This window comes from Herbaspirillum sp. Sphag64 (genome assembly GCF_014192645.1).
Taxonomy (GTDB): Bacteria; Pseudomonadota; Gammaproteobacteria; order Burkholderiales; family Burkholderiaceae_D; genus Herbaspirillum.
On the sequence record NZ_JACHYE010000001.1, the window covers coordinates 1113089 to 1130318 of the forward strand.

General features: G+C 55.2%; 14 protein-coding genes. 7 read left to right on the forward strand and 7 right to left on the reverse strand.

Going from position 1 to position 17230, the window contains the following annotated elements:
- The first annotated feature begins 84 nt into the window (after positions 1–84).
- On the forward strand, positions 85–1011 hold the full coding sequence (locus FHW66_RS04925; RefSeq protein WP_183378575.1) for a LysR family transcriptional regulator: 927 nt from the start codon (positions 85–87) through the stop codon (positions 1009–1011).
- Between the two features lie 7 nt (positions 1012–1018).
- Here the strand turns inward: FHW66_RS04925 and dcd are convergent, their stop codons facing one another.
- Both dcd and FHW66_RS04935 read right to left on the reverse strand, forming a co-directional pair.
- Positions 1019–1585, reverse strand: a complete 567-nt coding sequence (gene dcd, locus FHW66_RS04930) for a dCTP deaminase (protein ID WP_183378576.1) — start codon at positions 1583–1585, stop codon at positions 1019–1021.
- Positions 1586–1754: 169 nt separating this feature from the next.
- Positions 1755–2123: a hypothetical protein gene (locus FHW66_RS04935; protein WP_183378577.1), complete on the reverse strand. Its 369-nt coding sequence runs from the start codon at positions 2121–2123 to the stop codon at positions 1755–1757.
- 419 nt (positions 2124–2542) lie between these two features.
- Between FHW66_RS04935 and FHW66_RS04940 the strand changes: the two genes are divergently transcribed.
- Positions 2543–4054 carry an anthrax toxin-like adenylyl cyclase domain-containing protein gene (locus tag FHW66_RS04940; protein ID WP_183378578.1) on the forward strand — a complete coding sequence of 504 codons (1512 nt, stop codon included), beginning with the start codon at positions 2543–2545 and terminating at the stop codon, positions 4052–4054.
- Between the two features lie 25 nt (positions 4055–4079).
- On the opposite strand, the gene hrpA is transcribed toward FHW66_RS04940, so the two are convergent.
- The gene (gene hrpA, locus FHW66_RS04945; RefSeq protein WP_183378579.1) at positions 4080–8099 is read right to left on the reverse strand and encodes an ATP-dependent RNA helicase HrpA; all 4020 of its coding nucleotides are present in this window, start codon (positions 8097–8099) and stop codon (positions 4080–4082) included.
- 99 nt (positions 8100–8198) lie between these two features.
- Here hrpA and argA point away from each other — a divergent pair, with 99 nt between their 5' ends.
- Positions 8199–9527 (forward strand): amino-acid N-acetyltransferase, encoded by a 1329-nt coding sequence (gene argA, locus FHW66_RS04950; RefSeq protein ID WP_183378580.1) that lies wholly within the window; start codon positions 8199–8201, stop codon positions 9525–9527.
- Between the two features lie 139 nt (positions 9528–9666).
- Positions 9667–9939, forward strand: a complete 273-nt coding sequence (locus tag FHW66_RS04955; RefSeq protein WP_183378581.1) for an oxidative damage protection protein — start codon at positions 9667–9669, stop codon at positions 9937–9939.
- Between the two features lie 100 nt (positions 9940–10039).
- On the opposite strand, the gene rpiA is transcribed toward FHW66_RS04955, so the two are convergent.
- From rpiA to FHW66_RS04970, 3 genes are all read right to left on the reverse strand, one after another.
- Positions 10040–10711, reverse strand: coding sequence for a ribose-5-phosphate isomerase RpiA (rpiA, locus tag FHW66_RS04960; protein WP_183378582.1), 672 nt, complete (start codon positions 10709–10711; stop codon positions 10040–10042).
- 99 nt (positions 10712–10810) lie between these two features.
- Complete coding sequence (locus tag FHW66_RS04965) at positions 10811–12574, reverse strand: cation:proton antiporter (RefSeq protein WP_183378583.1); 1764 nt, start codon at positions 12572–12574, stop codon at positions 10811–10813.
- Positions 12575–12686: 112 nt separating this feature from the next.
- The gene (locus FHW66_RS04970; RefSeq protein WP_183378584.1) at positions 12687–13196 is read right to left on the reverse strand and encodes an Lrp/AsnC family transcriptional regulator; all 510 of its coding nucleotides are present in this window, start codon (positions 13194–13196) and stop codon (positions 12687–12689) included.
- A gap of 307 nt (positions 13197–13503) precedes the next feature.
- Between FHW66_RS04970 and FHW66_RS04975 the strand changes: the two genes are divergently transcribed.
- On the forward strand, positions 13504–14646 hold the full coding sequence (locus FHW66_RS04975) for a branched-chain amino acid ABC transporter substrate-binding protein (RefSeq protein ID WP_183378585.1): 1143 nt from the start codon (positions 13504–13506) through the stop codon (positions 14644–14646).
- Positions 14647–14703: 57 nt separating this feature from the next.
- Here the strand turns inward: FHW66_RS04975 and FHW66_RS04980 are convergent, their stop codons facing one another.
- Positions 14704–15015 (reverse strand): c-type cytochrome, encoded by a 312-nt coding sequence (locus FHW66_RS04980; protein ID WP_183378586.1) that lies wholly within the window; start codon positions 15013–15015, stop codon positions 14704–14706.
- A 248-nt stretch (positions 15016–15263) separates the two neighbouring features.
- On the opposite strand from FHW66_RS04980, the gene FHW66_RS04985 reads away from it, so the two are divergent.
- Positions 15264–16172 carry a LysR substrate-binding domain-containing protein gene (locus tag FHW66_RS04985; RefSeq protein ID WP_183378587.1) on the forward strand — a complete coding sequence of 303 codons (909 nt, stop codon included), beginning with the start codon at positions 15264–15266 and terminating at the stop codon, positions 16170–16172.
- Positions 16173–16276: 104 nt separating this feature from the next.
- Positions 16277–17092: a prolipoprotein diacylglyceryl transferase gene (gene lgt / locus FHW66_RS04990; protein WP_183378588.1), complete on the forward strand. Its 816-nt coding sequence runs from the start codon at positions 16277–16279 to the stop codon at positions 17090–17092.
- The last annotated feature ends 138 nt before the right edge of the window (positions 17093–17230 follow it).

Genomic DNA, 17230 nt, shown 5'->3' on the forward strand with positions numbered 1-17230 from the left:
GCTTGTCTACTCAAGTCGGAAGGCTACTCTTGCACCCTTATTTTGTCTAATATATGGCAAACACATTATTCATATTAAATACATATGTCATCAATTGATTTGCGCCTGCTGCGCTACTTTATTGCCGTCGCGGAAGAAGGCCACCTGACTAGGGCTGCAGAGCGCATTGGCATCCAGCAGCCACCGTTGAGCCAGCAAATCCGGCATCTGGAACAAGAGCTTGGTGTACGCCTCTTCAACCGCCTGCCACGCGGCATGGAACTGACTGACAGTGGCCACGCCCTGCTCACCGATGCACGCGCCATTCTGGCGCAACTGGATACCAGTATCGCCGGCGTGCGGCGCATTGCGCAGGGGGAATCAGGTCGATTGGCGCTCGGCTTTACCGAGTCGGCTGCCTTGCATCCTTTCATCGCGCAGGTGATCCGTGCCTTCCGTGCGATTGCGCCAGAAGTCGCCTTGAGCGTTGAGGAGAGCAACACCACGGAGCTGGTCGATGCGCTGCGTCAGAAGAAGCTCGATATCGCCTTCATCCGCTCACCAGTAGGCAATGCGGATGGTCTGGTGATTGAAACCATGCTAGTGGAAAAGATGATTCTGGCACTACCGGCAGGTCATCCTCTGGCAAGCATCCGTTCCGGCAAATTACGCAAGAGCATACCGTTGGCAGCACTGGCGCAGGAGAGATTCATCCTGAACCGGCGGCCCAGCGGCCCGGGCCTGTACGACACCATCATTGCTGCCTGTCATGTTGCCGGGTTTAGCCCGAACGTGGTGCAGGAGGCACGCAAAAACCTCTCCACGCTGAGTCTGGTGGCGGCTGGATTGGGGGTCTCGATTGTGCCGGCGTCAATGCGGCATGTGGTGCTGGCCGAAGTGGTGTATCTCGACCTTGAGGACAGCGCTGACCTGAGCGCACCGCTGTATCTGGCCCATCTGGAAGGTGCGCTGTCAGGCGCGGCACAGCGGATGATTGATCAGGCCAGACAATGCTGTCGTGACCTGACGTAATCCTGGATCAGGTCTTGGGCAGTGTGACGCCGTGCTGTCCCTGATACTTGCCGCCGCGATCCTTGTACGAAGTTTCGCAGATTTCATCGCTCTCGAAGAACAACACCTGCGCGCACCCTTCGCCAGCGTAAATCTTGGCGGGCAGCGGCGTGGTGTTGGAAAACTCCAGCGTCACATAACCTTCCCACTCGGGCTCAAACGGCGTCACGTTGACGATGATGCCGCAACGCGCATACGTCGACTTACCAAGGCAGATGGTCAGCACACTGCGCGGGATACGGAAGTATTCGACGGTGCGCGCCAAGGCGAAAGAGTTCGGTGGGATGATGCAGACATCACCCTTGAAGTCGACGAAGGATTTTTCGTCAAAATTCTTGGGATCGACAATGGTCGAGTTGATGTTGGTGAAGATCTTGAATTCGTTGGCGCAGCGAATATCGTAGCCATACGAGGACGTGCCGTAGGAGACAATTTTATTGCCATTAACCTCGCGCACCTGACCCGGTTCATAGGGCTCGATCATGCCCTCTTGCTCGGCCATGCGCCGGATCCACTTGTCGGATTTGATTGCCATTGGAGTATTTCAGAATGAAGTGCAGTGGAAGTACATCAAAAGTGTTGCCATTCTACGCTAAATGACCTCTACATCGCGCAGTTTCGGGTTGTTATCATCACAATTCTGTCGATCACCCCATTTTCAGGCATCAGCCCGTGAAGCAACACGGGCCTGCCTTCTATGGCGGTTAGGTTGGCGATTCTGCGAGTTCATCGACCTGCCGCCGTGCTTCATCGCGCAGCAAGCCTGCAGAGGCCATCGCCAGCCGCATCAATTGGTCGGCCTGCACAATGCCGACGACGGGTGTTGCAGGCGTCTCGGGGTCGGCATCGTCATTGGCTGCGCGTTCCAGTGCGCTGGCGTACACAATCTGCAAGCAGGCGTGAATACCGGCGGAAACATCGAGGGTAGTTTCCAGTAGGTTGCCGTAGAGGCTGCCTTGGAGCTCACCATCGATCCAGTGAAAATCATGATGGATCGTTGAATCTGCTGCGTGGGGGGAAGTGGCGTTAGCGTTATTGTTAGTGCCGGCGGAACTGCTGTCGTTATCGATCATAGAGCCTCCGTAGGGTACACAAGTGAAGTACCCGCCTGCGCCTCGATGTATAACAAGGGTGGCGGGCACAAGACAGGGTTGACAGACCGGAGACTTCACCAGAACCGGCATGCCCGAAGGCATCCCTGCCAAGGCCCGCCATAGAGACGTGCGAAAGCAGGACGAAAAAAACGCGTCACAAGGACGCGGCTTTTCGCCGGTGAAGTCAACAGGCTGTCAAACCTGATCCCCTTCTTTTTTAGGGACGCAGCCAGAATACCGTTCGATAAAACGATGGTCAATGCTTATTGTCAGCTCGGTTAGCGCAAAGGCATTGAAGGGAACTAAATGTGCTTTTCAGGAAAGCACCCCTTCGATGAATTTTATTGAGAAATGATGATCCGAATGTTTTTCGCCATCGCTTCACTGCACTTCGCCTGATGTTACCTACTGAAACTCTCTCCGCCTCTACCACCATTTCCAGCACCACCTATGACAAGTGCATTTCGTTTGAAGATGCATCATCTCAGGAGGTGGATGAACCATGGACCAGCGATATTCTGGAAGTCAGTAGTACACCGATGAGTTTCACAGTCGATGTGATCCCTACGCCAAACGCAACAGGACAATCATCTATACCCAATGCCGCACTCATGCCTGCCAAACCGATGTCCAACAGCGCAGGTGAATGTCATTGTCGGGGCTTACGCGCATCGCTCGATCACCCGCAGAACGGCATGCAGGAATCCGATATGTGGGCGGTACTTGCCTGTGCAGCTACATTCGATGAAGTGATCATGTTTCGCTCTACAGGGCCATGGTCGCGCTACTGGATTGAACGAGGCTATCCCACCAAGAGTTTTCATATCAAGGGCAAAAGTGCAGACTGGGGGCCACAGGCAGGACTGATTCCATACGCTGGCATTTATAGCAAAGTGGGTCATGACCAGTCGCTTGCTGACAAAAGCACCAAGGCCAATCAGGAGGCGATCCAATGTAAGTATGCTGGCACTGCTGAGTTAAAGCTAACCTACGAGGATCTGTTGTACCAACTGGAGGTTCCCAGGGATGAGCCTGCGCGGACGGCGATTGACAGTATGCAGACGATTCACGGCACGAGCGACTATTTCCTTAGTGCGCAACGAAGTGGCGATACCAAGTCTTTTTATTTCCGCGCTGTACTGGATCACGACGGCAGCTATCGCATCATGAGCTACCCGGAAGAAGCCGGCAGCGATACCCTCACGCTAATGGCATCGCCGGAGAAGGCAAGCCCGCTGCTCGTGATGACGACGATGGAAGTCGGTGCAGGCAATCTGTCGCTCACTGGTGATTACGACCTGATGACCGTTTGCCCGCGATGGAAAAGTTACGGCAGTGCGCTGGAGTGCGAGATTGCGGCACCGGAACTGGTATTTCATTGCATGCAGAAAGCTCCACCCAGGCTGGTATTTGCGGCGCATACCTGCCTCGACAAAATACTCGAGATGAGAACCAACACCGGAGCGCGACCAAGCAGAGGAAGGCGCGACTCGACCTTTCAGGGACTCACCAAAGACGATCTTCCTCGGCTGCAGGAACATCCGCACATGGGCAATATCAGCGCCCGCACTTTGCGCGCTATCAATGCAATGAATGAGAACATGGGAGCGGTCAATAAAGAGGCAGTTTTCCGACGGGTGCATCATGGTGTGGAAGCGGATCGCAATCACCTGCATGGGGCGCTGACCGCGGATGATCTGGAAAAAGGCGAGGGCTTTCCCATTACCGTCTTTCAGCCACCATCACTGCAGGCGGCGGGTTTATCGACAGCAGCTTATCTGGATGTCGTTACGCTCGAAACATTCAGCCAATTCAAGGCCTATGTCTCGCTCTTGCAAGAAGCGGAATATTACGTTCCAAAAAACTGGACCTGGGCCTTATCCATTCGGAATCGCTACGCAAGTTTCTAACAGATTGCGCCCCAGCGCGGACGGATCAACGCTGCATAGTCTCCCACACCTTTTGCAGCCGCTTGACCGATACCGGCATAGGCGTGCGCAATTCCTGCGCGAACAGGGAGACACGTAATTCTTCCAGCAACCAACGGAACTCGATCATTTTAGGATCGCTGGCGCCACGATCCTTCTGCGCCCGCTGCCACGGTGCGGCAACCTGCTGCCACTCTGCCACTAACCGGCTATCGCGGCTGGGATCAGCGCGCAGCTTCTCCAGCCGGACGTTGATCGCCTTCAGATAGCGCGGGAAGTGCATCAGCTTGTCGTAATCATTGTCGGCAATAAAACGCTTGCCAATCAGTTGCTGCAACTGCGACTGCATGTCTGCAGATGCCTGCGCATGCGCCTTCACGGTTTGCAGCTTCTTTGGCAAGGTATGGTATTCGGCCAGAATCTGACCGGCCAGCCGCGCAATTTCACTGACCAGCAAACCAAAGCGTGCCTTGCCCTCCTCCCGGCGACGGTTGAACTCATCCGCATTGCGCGGTAAGGGCTCTTGCAGGAAGGCACGCTCCAGGCCAGCTGCGAGGATCTGGTCGCGCAACTCTTCCTGCGACCCCATTGCCATGAATTGCATCCCCATCTGCTGCAAGCCGGGAATATTCTTTTCCTGATACTTCAACTGCTCCTTCAGCTGCAAGGCAAACAGGCGACGCAAACCCGCAAAATGCTGACGGGTGGCATCGGTCGGGTCATCAAAGACTTCCAGATCACAATGCGTCTTTTTGTCGACCAAGGCGGGGAAGCCAATCAGGGCTTGTGCCTTGCCACCGCGCTGAATTTCCAGCAACTCGGGTAACTCACCAAAGCTCCATGCCGTCAGATTGCTGTATTCCGATACCGTGGCAGGCGCTCCGGCTGGCGTCGCGGGCGCTGCGCCACTTGCAGATTTGCCCTTGGCTACAGTGGTTGAAATTGCGACACGTTGTTCCGGCACTTCAATTGCGATACCGGTAATTGCCGTTTGCTCTGCCAGCTTCTGGAACTGCTCACGCGCCTGCCCGCCGAATTCCGCCTGCAAGCTTCCCAGATTGCGCCCCATCTCCAACTGCCGACCATGCTCGTCAACAATCTTGAAATTCATCGTGTGGTGCGCAGGCAAGGTCTCTTGCTTGAAATCGCTGGTCTTGACCATGATCGTGATCTGCTCGCGGATGTCGGCAATCACGGCATCAATTAACCCACCTTTGCCAAACAGTTTGCGCTCTTCCATCCGCTCACAGAAGCCCGCTGCATAGTCTGGCAAGGGTACGCAATGGCGGCGCAACTTTTGCGGCAACGACTTGAGCAGCAGATGTACCTTTTCCTTCAACATGCCGGGCACCAGCCATTCACAGCGCGCTGCCGAGACTTGATTGAGGGCATACAAGGGAACCGTCAGTGTGACGCCGTCACGCGGCGTGCCTGGCTCAAAATGGTAAGACAAGGCCATCGCCAGCCCTGCCACGTTCATGGTCTTGGGGAACAGTTCGGTGGTGACACCTGCTGCTTCATGGCGCATCAGATCGTCACGATTGAGGAACAGCAGCTTGGGTTGTGTGGCGACGATGTCCTTGTGCCATTTTTCAAAGCTGATACCGTTACAGACATCGGCGGGGATCAGTTTGTCGTAGAAGGCGGCGATCAGTTCATCATCGACCAGCACATCGAGGCGGCGTGATTTGTGTTCCAGATTCTCGATCTCGCGGACCAGCTTCTGGTTGTGTGCAAAGAACGGCGCGCGGGTCTCGAAGTCACCACCGACGAGTGCATCGCGGATAAAAATTTCACGTGCTTCACGCAGATTGATCAAGCCAAAATTGATGCGACGCTGGCTGTAGACCACCAGCCCGTATAAGGTCGCACGTTCAGAAGCGGTAACCTGCGCACTGCGTTTTTCCCAGCGCGGTTCGCCCCAGGATTTCTTGAGCAGATGACCGCCGACACGCTCCAGCCATTCCGGCTGGATCTGCGCAACACAACGGGCGTACAGGCGCGATGTGTCGATCAGTTCAGCTGCCACCAACCATTTACCAGCCTTCTTGAGCAGATGCGATCCGGGCCAGATATGGAACTTGATAGCGCGCGCACCGAGATAATGACTATCTTCATCGGACTTGAAACCGACATTACCCAGCAGGCCTGTCAACAAGGCGGTATGCAATTGCTCATAGGTTGCTGGCGCCTCATTGAGCCGCCAGCCCTGCTCACGCACGATGGTCAGCAGCTGCGAGTAAACATCGCGCCACTCCCGCAGCCGTAACTGCGAGAGGAAATTGGCGCGGCAATGGTCTTGCAGCTGGCGATTGGATTTCTTGTGTTCAATGGCTTCTTCAAACCATTTCCAGATCTTCAGATAGCTTTGGAACTCCGACTTGTCGTCGGCAAATTTCTTGTGTGCCTGATCCGCCGCGCCTTGTGCATCCATCGGGCGATCCCGTGGATCCTGCACGGAGAGCGCGGAGGCGATGATCAACAATTCCGACAAACAGGCATTATCACGCCCAGCCAGAATCATGCGACCGACACGCGGATCAAGCGGTAGCTTGGCTAACTGCTTGCCCAGTGGCGTGAGCCGGTTGCTGTCGTCGACGGCACCGAGCTCTTGCAGCAACTGGTAGCCATCGGCAATGGCTCGACCCAGCGGCGGCTCGATAAAGGGGAAGGTCTCGACATCGGTGAGGTGCAGCGACTTCATGCGCAAAATCACTGCGGCCAGCGAGGAGCGCAGAATTTCTGGCTCGGTAAATTTGGGACGTGCGAGATAGTCCTGCTCGTCATACAGGCGAATACAGACACCGGCAGCAACCCGGCCGCAACGACCGGCGCGCTGATTGGCGGCCGATTGCGCTACCGGCTCGATCTGCAACTGTTCCACCTTGTTGCGGTAGCTGTAACGCTTGACCCGCGCCAGACCAGCATCGACCACGTAGCGAATACCGGGAACGGTCAGCGAGGTTTCGGCAACGTTGGTCGCCAGCACAATGCGGCGCGCATTACTGCTTTTAAAGACGCGTTCCTGCTCTTGCGCTGATAAGCGGGCGAACAAGGGCAGGATTTCTACATGCGGTGGATGGTGCTTGCGCAGGGCCTCGGCGGCATCGCGAATTTCGCGCTCGCCGGGCAAAAATACCAGAATGTCACCACTGCCAATTCGGGCCAGTTCATCGACGGCATCGATCACGGCATCCATCAGGTCACGCTGCTCGCGCTCCTTTTGAGCATGGCTGCTGGCCGCCGATGCTGGCTTGGCCGAGGTGTTGGCAGCCGCCGGATTGATCCCGCTGCGGTCGGCATTGTCGACCGGGCGGTAGCGGATTTCTACCGGATACAGGCGGCCAGACACTTCGATCACGGGTGCTGGCTTGAGCTCAGCGCCAACCTGCTTGCCAAAATGGCGCGCAAAACGTTCGGCATCAATGGTGGCCGAGGTGATGATGACTTTCAGATCTGGTCGTTTTGGCAACAACTGCTTGAGATAGCCCAGCAGAAAGTCAATGTTGAGGCTGCGTTCATGCGCTTCGTCAATAATGATGGTGTCGTATTGACGCAGCAGCGGATCGGTCTGGGTCTCGGCCAGCAGAATACCGTCGGTCATCAATTTGACCCAGGCACCCTTGCTCAGCGTGTCATTGAACCGCACCTTGTAGCCGACGTGCTCGCCAGCTGGCGAACCCAGCTCCTGGGCAATCCGTTTGGCGGTAGACGAGGCAGCGATCCGGCGTGGCTGCGTATGACCGATCAGGCCATTGGCACCGCGCCCGAGTTGCAGGCAGATCTTGGGCAGCTGGGTGGTCTTGCCGGAGCCGGTTTCCCCACTGACGATGATGACTTGATTGGCTTGCAGCGCGGCGGCAATTTCCTCGCGCCGACCAGAAACCGGCAACTCTTCCGGGAACACGATCGGTGGCAAGGGATGACGAACCGCAACCCGTTCGGGCGCTGACGTAGCAGCGGACGCATTGGGTTGACGGGAGGGTTGGCGCGGCGGCCGTGCAGGTGGGGGTGTAGTGACAGACATAACAGGCGCGATTATACCCGCGCGGTGCGGTGCCAGACAGCCCTCGCGCAACTCCGCAATGGTATGACTGCTGCACCTTTTGGTGCGTGCTTGGTTATAATGCGCGACATGGAAAATGACAACGACTTCAGCAGTTTTGTGGCCTGGTTGCGCTCGGTTGCGCCCTACGTCCATGCCTTTCGCGGCAAGACCTTTGTGGTCGCCTTCCCGGGTGAGCTGGTAGCCGCTGGTGGCTTGCCGGTGCTGGCCCAGGATTTGTCGCTGCTGCATGCGCTGGGGATCCGCATCGTCGTAGTCCATGGCTCACGACCACAGGTCGAGGAACAGTTGGCGCTGCGCAACGTTGAAGCGCGCTTCCACAATGGCTGGCGCATCACCGACCCGGCTGCGCTGGAGTGCGCCAAGGAAGCTGCTGGCGAACTGCGTCTGGATATCGAGGCGGCATTCAGTCAGGGCTTGCCCAATACGCCGATGGCGCATGCTTCGATTCGTGTCATTTCCGGGAATTTCGTGACGGCAAGGCCGATGGGCGTCATCGATGGTGCTGATCTGCAACTGACGGGCCTGGTGCGCAAGGTCGCGGCGGACACGATTCATCCGATTCTGAACGCGGGCGCAATTGTGCTGTTGTCGCCATTGGGCTTCTCCCCCACCGGGGAAGCATTCAATCTGGCGATGGAAGATGTGGCGGTGGCGGCGGCGATGTCGCTGCGGGCAGAAAAGCTGATCTTCCTCAGCGAAACAGGTTTGATGCAGGACGCTGGCGGGACCGAAATCCGCGAGCTGTCGTCGCATCAGGCCGAAGCGGTGCTGATGGCGAATTTCCTGCCGACCGATTCGGCGTTTTATCTGCAGAGTGCAGTCAAGGCGCTCAATGCAGGCGTGTCGCGGGCACATATCGTGCCGTTTGCGACCGATGGCTCGGTGCTGCTGGAGCTGTTTACCCATGATGGTATCGGCACCATGATCACCTATGAAAACATCGAGAGCCTGCGCGAAGCCACGATTGAAGACGTCGGCGGTATCATCAAGCTGATTGAGCCGCTGGAAGCCGATGGCACATTGGTCAAGCGCGGCCGGGAACTGATTGAACGCGAAATCCATTATTTCTCGGTCATTGAGCATGACAACGTGATCTTTGGCTGTGCTGCGCTCTACCCGTTCCCGAATGAACAAATGGGTGAAATGGCATGCCTCACGGTGAATCCGGAGGTGCAGGCACAGGGCGACGGCGAGCGGATTCTGAAACACATTGAGGCACGCGCCCGCGAATCGGGACTGAAACGTCTGTTCGTGCTGACAACCCGTACCTCGCACTGGTTCCTGCGACGCGGCTTTGTGCTGGCGTCAGTGGACGACCTGCCACCTGACCGTCAGCGGATGTACAACTGGCAGCGCAAGTCGCTGGTATTGATCAAGAATTTGTAATGAAGGTTTAGTCATCAAGAAGTCAGGACGTGAGGTTTGCTCAGACGCCAGACTTGCTGACGTGGACAGAAGTGCCATGTTGCAGGCCAGGTAAACGACCGGACCTGATGTTCTTCACATAACGCTTTAAGGAATTGACATGGCACGCATGGTTCACTGTATCAAACTGAATAAGGAAGCCGAAGGACTGGACTTCCCGCCTTACCCTGGCGAACTGGGCAAGCGCATCTTTGAAAGCGTTTCCAAGGAAGCATGGGCTGGCTGGCTCAAGCATCAGACCATGCTGGTCAACGAAAATCGGCTGATGCTGGCCGATGCACGTGCCCGTAAATATCTGGCCGTACAGATGGAAAAGCATTTCTTTGGCGATGGCGCCGATGCCGCACAAGGCTATGTTCCACCGACAGAGTAAGTCGTATGACAGCAGCTTTGTCGTCACAGGCATGCTGAAACAACAACGCCCGCTGAGTGACCTCGCGGGCGTTTTGCTTTGTGGTTCGACTGTGGAGGGATCAGAAGCTCAACTTCTTGACGCCATCGGGCGTGCCCAGCAAACAGACATCAGCCCCTTGGCGGGCGAACAGACCGACGGTGACAACCCCGACGATGTTGTTGATCGTTGCTTCCAGCTCGGCTGGTGCGGTGATGGACAGGCCAATTGCATCCAGTATGTGGCAACCATTATCGGTCACCAGTGGCTTGCCGTCCTTCAGGCGCAGGCGCGCTTCGCAACCCAATGCGGCCAGCTTGCGGGCAACTACGCCGGTGGACATCGGGATCACTTCGACTGGCAGCGGGAACTTGCCCAGCACATCGACCAGCTTGGAACCGTCGGCGATACAGACGAACTTCTGTGCCACCGAGGCAACAATTTTTTCACGCGTCAAGGCCGCACCACCGCCCTTGATCATGGCACCGGCACCGTTGATTTCATCCGCGCCATCGATATAGACCGGCATGCTCTTAACCTCATTGAGGTCAAACACGGGGATACCATGACCACGCAGGCGTTCTGCCGTTGCTTCTGACGAAGCGACGGTACCTTTGATGCGGTGCTTGATGGTGGCAAGGGCATCGATGAAGAAATTGGCCGTCGAGCCGGTGCCCACACCGATGATTTCACCATCAACCACGTAGTCGATGGCGGCCAGGGCTACCGCTTTTTTGAGTTCGTCTTGTGTCATGACAAATAAGAAAGAAAATTAAAAAGAAAGAGGAAACCAGATCGCCGATGATGCAGAATTCTTGTCCCCGGCCCGTACCTTCATCTGGCGCCATGCTGCTCAGTGCGACTCCTCTGGAGGTTCGTCCAATGTCGTAATCAGCGCAATCTGCAGACGCGCATGCAATTTGACAAACTTACTCCACAGCAACCACAACAAGCCCGCCGCACTTAGCAACACCAGCAGCAACAGGTTGGTTGGCGGCAAGATGTTGGCACTCAACGCAAAAATCAGCAGCATGATGCAGGCAATCGAAGTGACCGGAATCACTTCCGAAATAATACGCCGCACCGCGGAGGTATAGGAACCTGCCAGTTCTGGCTTGACGCCGACCTGGGCCAATATCAGGGCCAGTGCCTGCAACTTGCGATAGGTGGCGATCAGGAACGGCAGCGATAATACCAGAGCTACGCCCCAGATCACTGCATTATGTACGGCTGAATCATCGATCCAGCGCGTGAGCCAGTGACTGATACCAGTCACAAAAAAGGTCGCCGCACTGAAAATGGCCACCACCAGTGCCAGATTGACCATCACCTGCAACAGGATGCGGCGAATGGCGCGGTTAACTTCGGCCCGGTAGCCGCTGAGCTGAAGACTGCTCAGCCATTGTGAATACAGGCCAAGAATGCTGCCCACCTTGCTTGGTACCAGTGCCTCTGCGCGCGCAGATAAGGGATCGGCAGCGCGAATCAGATAGGGGGTGAGCAAGGCCGTGATGGCAGATACCGCCACGACAATCGGATACAGGAAATCGCTGGTAACCTTGAGGCTCATGCCAAGGCCCGCGATGATGAAGGAGAACTCACCGATCTGCGCCAGTCCCATGCCAACCCGCATTGGTGTGCGACCACGATGCCCCGCCAGAAACGTGCCGATACTGCAACTGAACAATTTGCCAAACACCACCGCGCCAGTAATGAGCAAGATCGGTAACCAGTACTGACGCAATACCGCGGGATCAAACAACAAGCCGATAGCGACAAAGAAAATGGCACTGAACATGTCGCGCACCGGTTCGATGAGGCGTTCGATACGATGAATCTGACGCGACTCTGCCATGATCGCGCCGACCAGAAACGCTCCGAGTGCCACGCTGTATTGCAGCTTGATGACCAGCAGACAGAAGCCGAACAGAATCCCGAGTACCGCCACCAGCAACATTTCGTTGCTCTTGAAGCGCGCGACATAGGCCAGAATACGCGGCACAATCAGGATCCCGACGACCAGTGCCACGGTCATGAACAATAGCAACTTGCCAACGGTAGTGACCACTTCCGTCGAGTCGACGGCGCCGCTGGTGGCGATACCGGAAAGTAGCGCGATCATGCCGATAGCAAGGATATCTTCAACAATCAGGATGCCGAAAATGATCTGCGCAAAGGTTTCATGCTTCATGCCAAGCTCATTGAGCGCCTTGACAATGATCGTGGTCGACGACACTGCCAGCATGGCACCGAGAAACACGGCATCCATGGTCTTCCAGCCGAAATACAGTCCCAGCTGATAACCCGCCCACAACATCAATGCAATTTCGACAATCGCGACGACGACCGCTGTGGTACCCACCTTGACGAGCTTTTTGAGGCTGAATTCCAAACCCAGTGAAAACAGCAGAAAAATGACACCGAGCTCGGAGAGGATGTGGACCGTCTGCTCATCGACGATCATGCTAAAAGGAGGGGTATGGGGGCCAATAATGGCACCGGCGACAATATATCCCAGTACCACTGGCTGCCGGAAACGATAAAAAATAATCGTGACAATGCCGGCAACCAGCATGATGACTGCAAGATCCTGAATAAATAACTCTACTGCATGCATAAGACGCGTTCCTTGAAAAATCTGGTGTACTCAGCGTGGCGATCCACCTGAGCATATCCGCAAGGCGATTAGAGTTATTGCAATTGCTAAAGTTGCGTATCGACGTTGATTGTTAGTCCGGCACACGGACCTGAATTTCAGCGGCCTTTTCGTCGAAGGCGATGCGCGTGGCAAATTTGGCGCGCTTCATCGGAAAGCGCGACTGAAAATGCCGTACGTTGCCGGAGCCGGAAATGACTCTGCGTACGAACTGGTAATAGGCGTCCATGTCGATCACGTGAACCGCGAGAAAATAATCATATTCACCAGAGACAAAATAACACTGCATGACCTCCGCTTCCTTGGCCATACGCTTTTCAAATTCCTGCATGTGCTCGTCGGACTGGTTGTTGAGTGAAATCTCAAGAAAAGCCAGCATACCGTAACCCAACGCGAACGGATCAACCATGGCAACTTCGGCATGGATGACACCAGCTTCGCGCAACTCGCGAATTCGGCGCAGACAGGTGGGCTGGGAAATGTGCAATTTCTCGGCAAGGATACGGGTCGGTATCTGATTATCCTTTTGCAGCAAGTTCAACAACTTGCGATCAACCTTATCGAGCGTATGGTATTTGGGCATAAAACTGAAGTTCTGTTTTTTGATGAGAAGTAGTCAAAAAGTCTTTGCAAGCTGTTTTCAATGTTGTAACGTCTGCACTGTTCAATTATGTCGTTAGCATACTAGCGTTTGCATTTGCTTTTCCCTGCTTGACATCGCTGAACTTACAAACACTGCACTGCGAAGAATATAAAAAATAATCGGGGATATCTGCAGCAACCAGCGCTGGATACGATCCACCATTCCTTGCATTGTCGGCTCTTCCTTGCCTAGACCAGCTCAGGCTAACGGAACGAGCGATAACTATCTCAATTTACAGAGGGAATCCATGAAACTCAAGAGTGTAATTATTCCACTGGCATGTGCCATCGCGTTCGGTTTTTCCACTACTGCCAATGCACAGGAAATCGTCAGGATCGCCCATGTTGGCCCGCTCTCCGGCCCCAATGCGCATATGGGAAAGGATAATGAAAACGGCGCCCGGATGGCGATCGATGAGCTCAACGCCAAAGGCGTGAGCATCGGCGGTAAAAAAATCCAGTTCGAGCTGATGGCAGAGGATGATGGCTCCGATCCCAAGCAGGCTACGGCGGTTGCCACCAAACTGGTGGACGCAAAAGTTGCTGCGGTGATCGGCCATCTCAATTCCGGCACCACCATACCGGCGTCAAAAATCTATTCCGATGCAGGTATCCCGCAGATTTCGCCATCAGCTACCAATCCAAAATACACGCAACAAGGCTACAAGACGACCTTCCGGGTGGTGGCCAATGATGCGCAGCTTGGTGCGGTGCTCGGTAAATATGCTGTAACGACACTCAATGCGCATAATATCGCCGTCATTGACGACCGCACTGCCTATGGTCAGGGCGTCGCCGAGGAGTTTGCACGTGGCGCACAAAGCACTGGTGGCAAAATCGTAGGCAAGCAATTTACCAATGACAAGGCAACTGATTTCAATGCGATCCTGACGTCGATCAAAGCAAAGCGTCCGGATGTGATTTTCTTCGGTGGGATGGATGCCGTCGGTGGTCCGATGCTGCGACAAATGAAGCAGTTGGCAATCAATGCCAAGTTCATGGGGGGCGATGGTATCTGTACCGGATCACTGAGCGGCCTTGCGGGCGATGGTCTAATTGATAATCAGGTGGTCTGTGCCGAGGCAGGTGGCGTAGACGAAGCAGGCAAGAAAGGGATGGAAACTTTCCGCGCCGCCTATAAGAAGAAGTTCGGCATCGATGTCGTCTATAACGCTGCCTATGCCTATGATGCAACCATGACGATCGTCGCCGCCATGAAAAAAGCCAACTCTGTTGATCCCGTAAAGTTCCTGCCGGAGCTGGCAAAGATCAGTTACAAGGGGGTGACCGGTACCATTGCCTTCGACGAGAAGGGGGATATCAAACACGGCACGCTCACCCTGTACACCTATAAAAACGGGCAACGCACTATGTTGGGCGTGGTCAAATAAGACCTTGACCAACAAAAAAAGCGCTCCCCGGAGCGCTTTTTCATACCTGGTCGCTGATTACTTCTGGCTCAGTACCCACTTCACCAACTGGCGAGCCTCCGCTTCGGTGACCTGCGAATTGGCTGGCATTGGAATGGCACCCCATACACCGCCGCCGCCCTTCAGTACTTTTTGGGTCAGCTTGTCTTCGGCATCTTTTTGACCAGCGTATTTCTTGGCAACATCTTTGTAAGCCGGTCCGACAATCTTGTTATCGATGCCATGACAGGCCATGCAGTTTTTAGCCTTGGCAAGATCAGCCTGCGCAAATGCCTGACCACAAATGCCCATTGCCGCCAGGGCCGAGGCAAGGATAAATAAGCGTTTCATGTGTACCCTCCGAGAAGTTGAAAAGCCATTTCAGCCCCATCCGGCAGGTTTTCTGCCGCTTCAACGGACAGGTCGTTCGGTAATGAGAACTAGCGAAATGAGCGTGTCGTATTCTACAACTCTTTCCATTCCGTTCTCTATGGGTTGCGTGATATAGACACCATGACTGCGACGTTACAAGCAGCACGGTGCTTGTACAATGTGCGCAGTCAACTCACTGGTTTCCCCTCAATGAATTGTTGCAGCCTATGAACCCGGAATCCCGTCTTGAATTGCGTCAGCTGCGTTATTTCGTCGCCGTTGCCGAGGAGCGGCACTTCGGCCGTGCGGCGCAGTTGCTACACATGACCCAGCCGCCGCTATCACAGACCATTCAAGCGCTTGAAGACATGCTGGACACACCGTTGTTTGTCCGTACCAAGCGCAGTGTTGCCTTGACACCTGCCGGACAGGCCCTGTTGCCGGAGGCGAAGCGCCTGCTGCAACAGGCGGCAAGCCTGCCAGATCTGGCCCGACGCGCTGCCACTGGTGCTTCAGGTCTGCTTTCGCTGTCATTCATTTCGACTGCTGATTACAGCATCCTGCCGCCTTTGCTGCAGCGCTTCCGGGCACGCTATCCGCAGGTACAGATTGATCTGCGGGAAGCGACCACCGACGTCCAGCTGGAAGATCTGATGCAGGGCAAGATCGATGCTGGCCTGCTGCTGCCACCGCTCAGTGACAAGGCCAGCGCAGTACTTGACTACCTGCCGGTCTTGTCTGAACCCTTGGTAGCAGCGTTGCCTGCGGGCTTTATCCGCAGCAAACGAGCTATCACGCTCAAAACGGTGAGAGAGTTGCCGCTGATTATTTTTCCCCGGCGTATTGCACCGGCCTTTCATGACACGATCCTGAGCTGCTTTCGCGACGCAGGCGTGACCCCGCATATCGGACAGGAGGCAATCCAGATGCAAACCATCGTCGGTCTGGTGTCCGCTGGCATGGGTATGGCACTTGTGCCACAATCCGTCTCGAACCTGCAACGCCCGGGTGTCGACTATCGGGCACTCAGCGGCAAGATACCGTTGATCGAGACTGGACTGGCCTGGCGTCGTGACAATCCATCGGCGGTATTGCGAGCGTTCCTTGACATGACGGTACTGCAACCTGCGACATGATGCGCTGATTGCATGCCCGGGCAATGACCGGTGTAGTAATGACACTGATTACACTGATTACACTTGCCTCACCCTAACCAACTTGTTTGTGAAAGACTTGATTCATGCTGATACATCCGATGCCCGACCCGATCGCTTTTCATATCGGCCCTCTCGGAGTCCACTGGTATGGCTTGATGTACCTGCTGGCGTTCGCGCAATTCCTGGCATTGGGCCGGGTGCGCATCAAGCAGCCGCATATTGCTGCAGTCGGCTGGAAGAAGGAGGACCTGGACGACATGCTGTTTTATGGGGTGCTTGGCGTGGTGCTTGGCGGACGCCTCGGCGAAGTCCTGTTTTATAACCCGGCTTATTATTTTGCGAATCCGGCTGACATCATCGCGGTCTGGAAGGGCGGCATGTCTTTCCATGGCGGCTTCCTCGGCGTGATCCTGGCGATGTATCTGTGGGGACGCAAGCGTGGCATCCATTTGATGGACATCATGGATTTCATCGCACCGATGGTACCGCTCGGTTATGCCGCAGGACGCCTGGGCAACTTTATCAACGCTGAACTGCCAGGACGCGTCGCTGATCCATCGCTGCCATGGGCCATGATTTGGCCCAACGTGGACAATCTGCCGCGCCATCCCTCTCCGATCTATCAGATGCTGGTTGATGGCATTTTGCTGTTCATCATTCTTTGGTTCTTTGCGCGCAAGCCACGTCCACGAATGGCGGTTGCGGCCATGTTCTCGCTGCTTTACGGCTGTGCACGCTTTTTCACCGAATATTTCCGCACGCCGGACTACAACGTCAGCTTCGGTGGAATCACCATTTCGGCCGGACAGATGTTGTCGGTACCGATGATCGTGCTGGGGATTGTCTTGCTGATCCTGGCATATCGCCAACAGGATACGAAACCAGCAGCGGGAAAATAGTACTGGCAGCGTGATGCCAACAAGAAAAATGCCGCAGTGATGATGAACCGCACCCCAAAAGTTGGACACCAATCCAACCTTTGGGGTGTTTTTCATGGCGAAGTACGAAACGAAATTCAAGCATGAGGTAGTGCAACG

What these genes read in the sequence shown, in the direction of transcription:
- FHW66_RS04925 (WP_183378575.1), top strand. Translation starts at nt 85, where the DNA reads ATGTCATCAATTGATTTGCGCCTGCTGCGCTACTTTATTGCCGTCGCG.
- dcd (WP_183378576.1), bottom strand. Translation starts at nt 1,585, where the DNA reads ATGGCAATCAAATCCGACAAGTGGATCCGGCGCATGGCCGAGCAAGAG.
- FHW66_RS04935 (WP_183378577.1), bottom strand. Translation starts at nt 2,123, where the DNA reads ATGATCGATAACGACAGCAGTTCCGCCGGCACTAACAATAACGCTAAC.
- FHW66_RS04940 (WP_183378578.1), top strand. Translation starts at nt 2,543, where the DNA reads ATGTTACCTACTGAAACTCTCTCCGCCTCTACCACCATTTCCAGCACC.
- hrpA (WP_183378579.1), bottom strand. Translation starts at nt 8,099, where the DNA reads ATGTCTGTCACTACACCCCCACCTGCACGGCCGCCGCGCCAACCCTCC.
- argA (WP_183378580.1), top strand. Translation starts at nt 8,199, where the DNA reads ATGCGCGACATGGAAAATGACAACGACTTCAGCAGTTTTGTGGCCTGG.
- FHW66_RS04955 (WP_183378581.1), top strand. Translation starts at nt 9,667, where the DNA reads ATGGCACGCATGGTTCACTGTATCAAACTGAATAAGGAAGCCGAAGGA.
- rpiA (WP_183378582.1), bottom strand. Translation starts at nt 10,711, where the DNA reads ATGACACAAGACGAACTCAAAAAAGCGGTAGCCCTGGCCGCCATCGAC.
- FHW66_RS04965 (WP_183378583.1), bottom strand. Translation starts at nt 12,574, where the DNA reads ATGCATGCAGTAGAGTTATTTATTCAGGATCTTGCAGTCATCATGCTG.
- FHW66_RS04970 (WP_183378584.1), bottom strand. Translation starts at nt 13,196, where the DNA reads ATGCCCAAATACCATACGCTCGATAAGGTTGATCGCAAGTTGTTGAAC.
- FHW66_RS04975 (WP_183378585.1), top strand. Translation starts at nt 13,504, where the DNA reads ATGAAACTCAAGAGTGTAATTATTCCACTGGCATGTGCCATCGCGTTC.
- FHW66_RS04980 (WP_183378586.1), bottom strand. Translation starts at nt 15,015, where the DNA reads ATGAAACGCTTATTTATCCTTGCCTCGGCCCTGGCGGCAATGGGCATT.
- FHW66_RS04985 (WP_183378587.1), top strand. Translation starts at nt 15,264, where the DNA reads ATGAACCCGGAATCCCGTCTTGAATTGCGTCAGCTGCGTTATTTCGTC.
- lgt (WP_183378588.1), top strand. Translation starts at nt 16,277, where the DNA reads ATGCTGATACATCCGATGCCCGACCCGATCGCTTTTCATATCGGCCCT.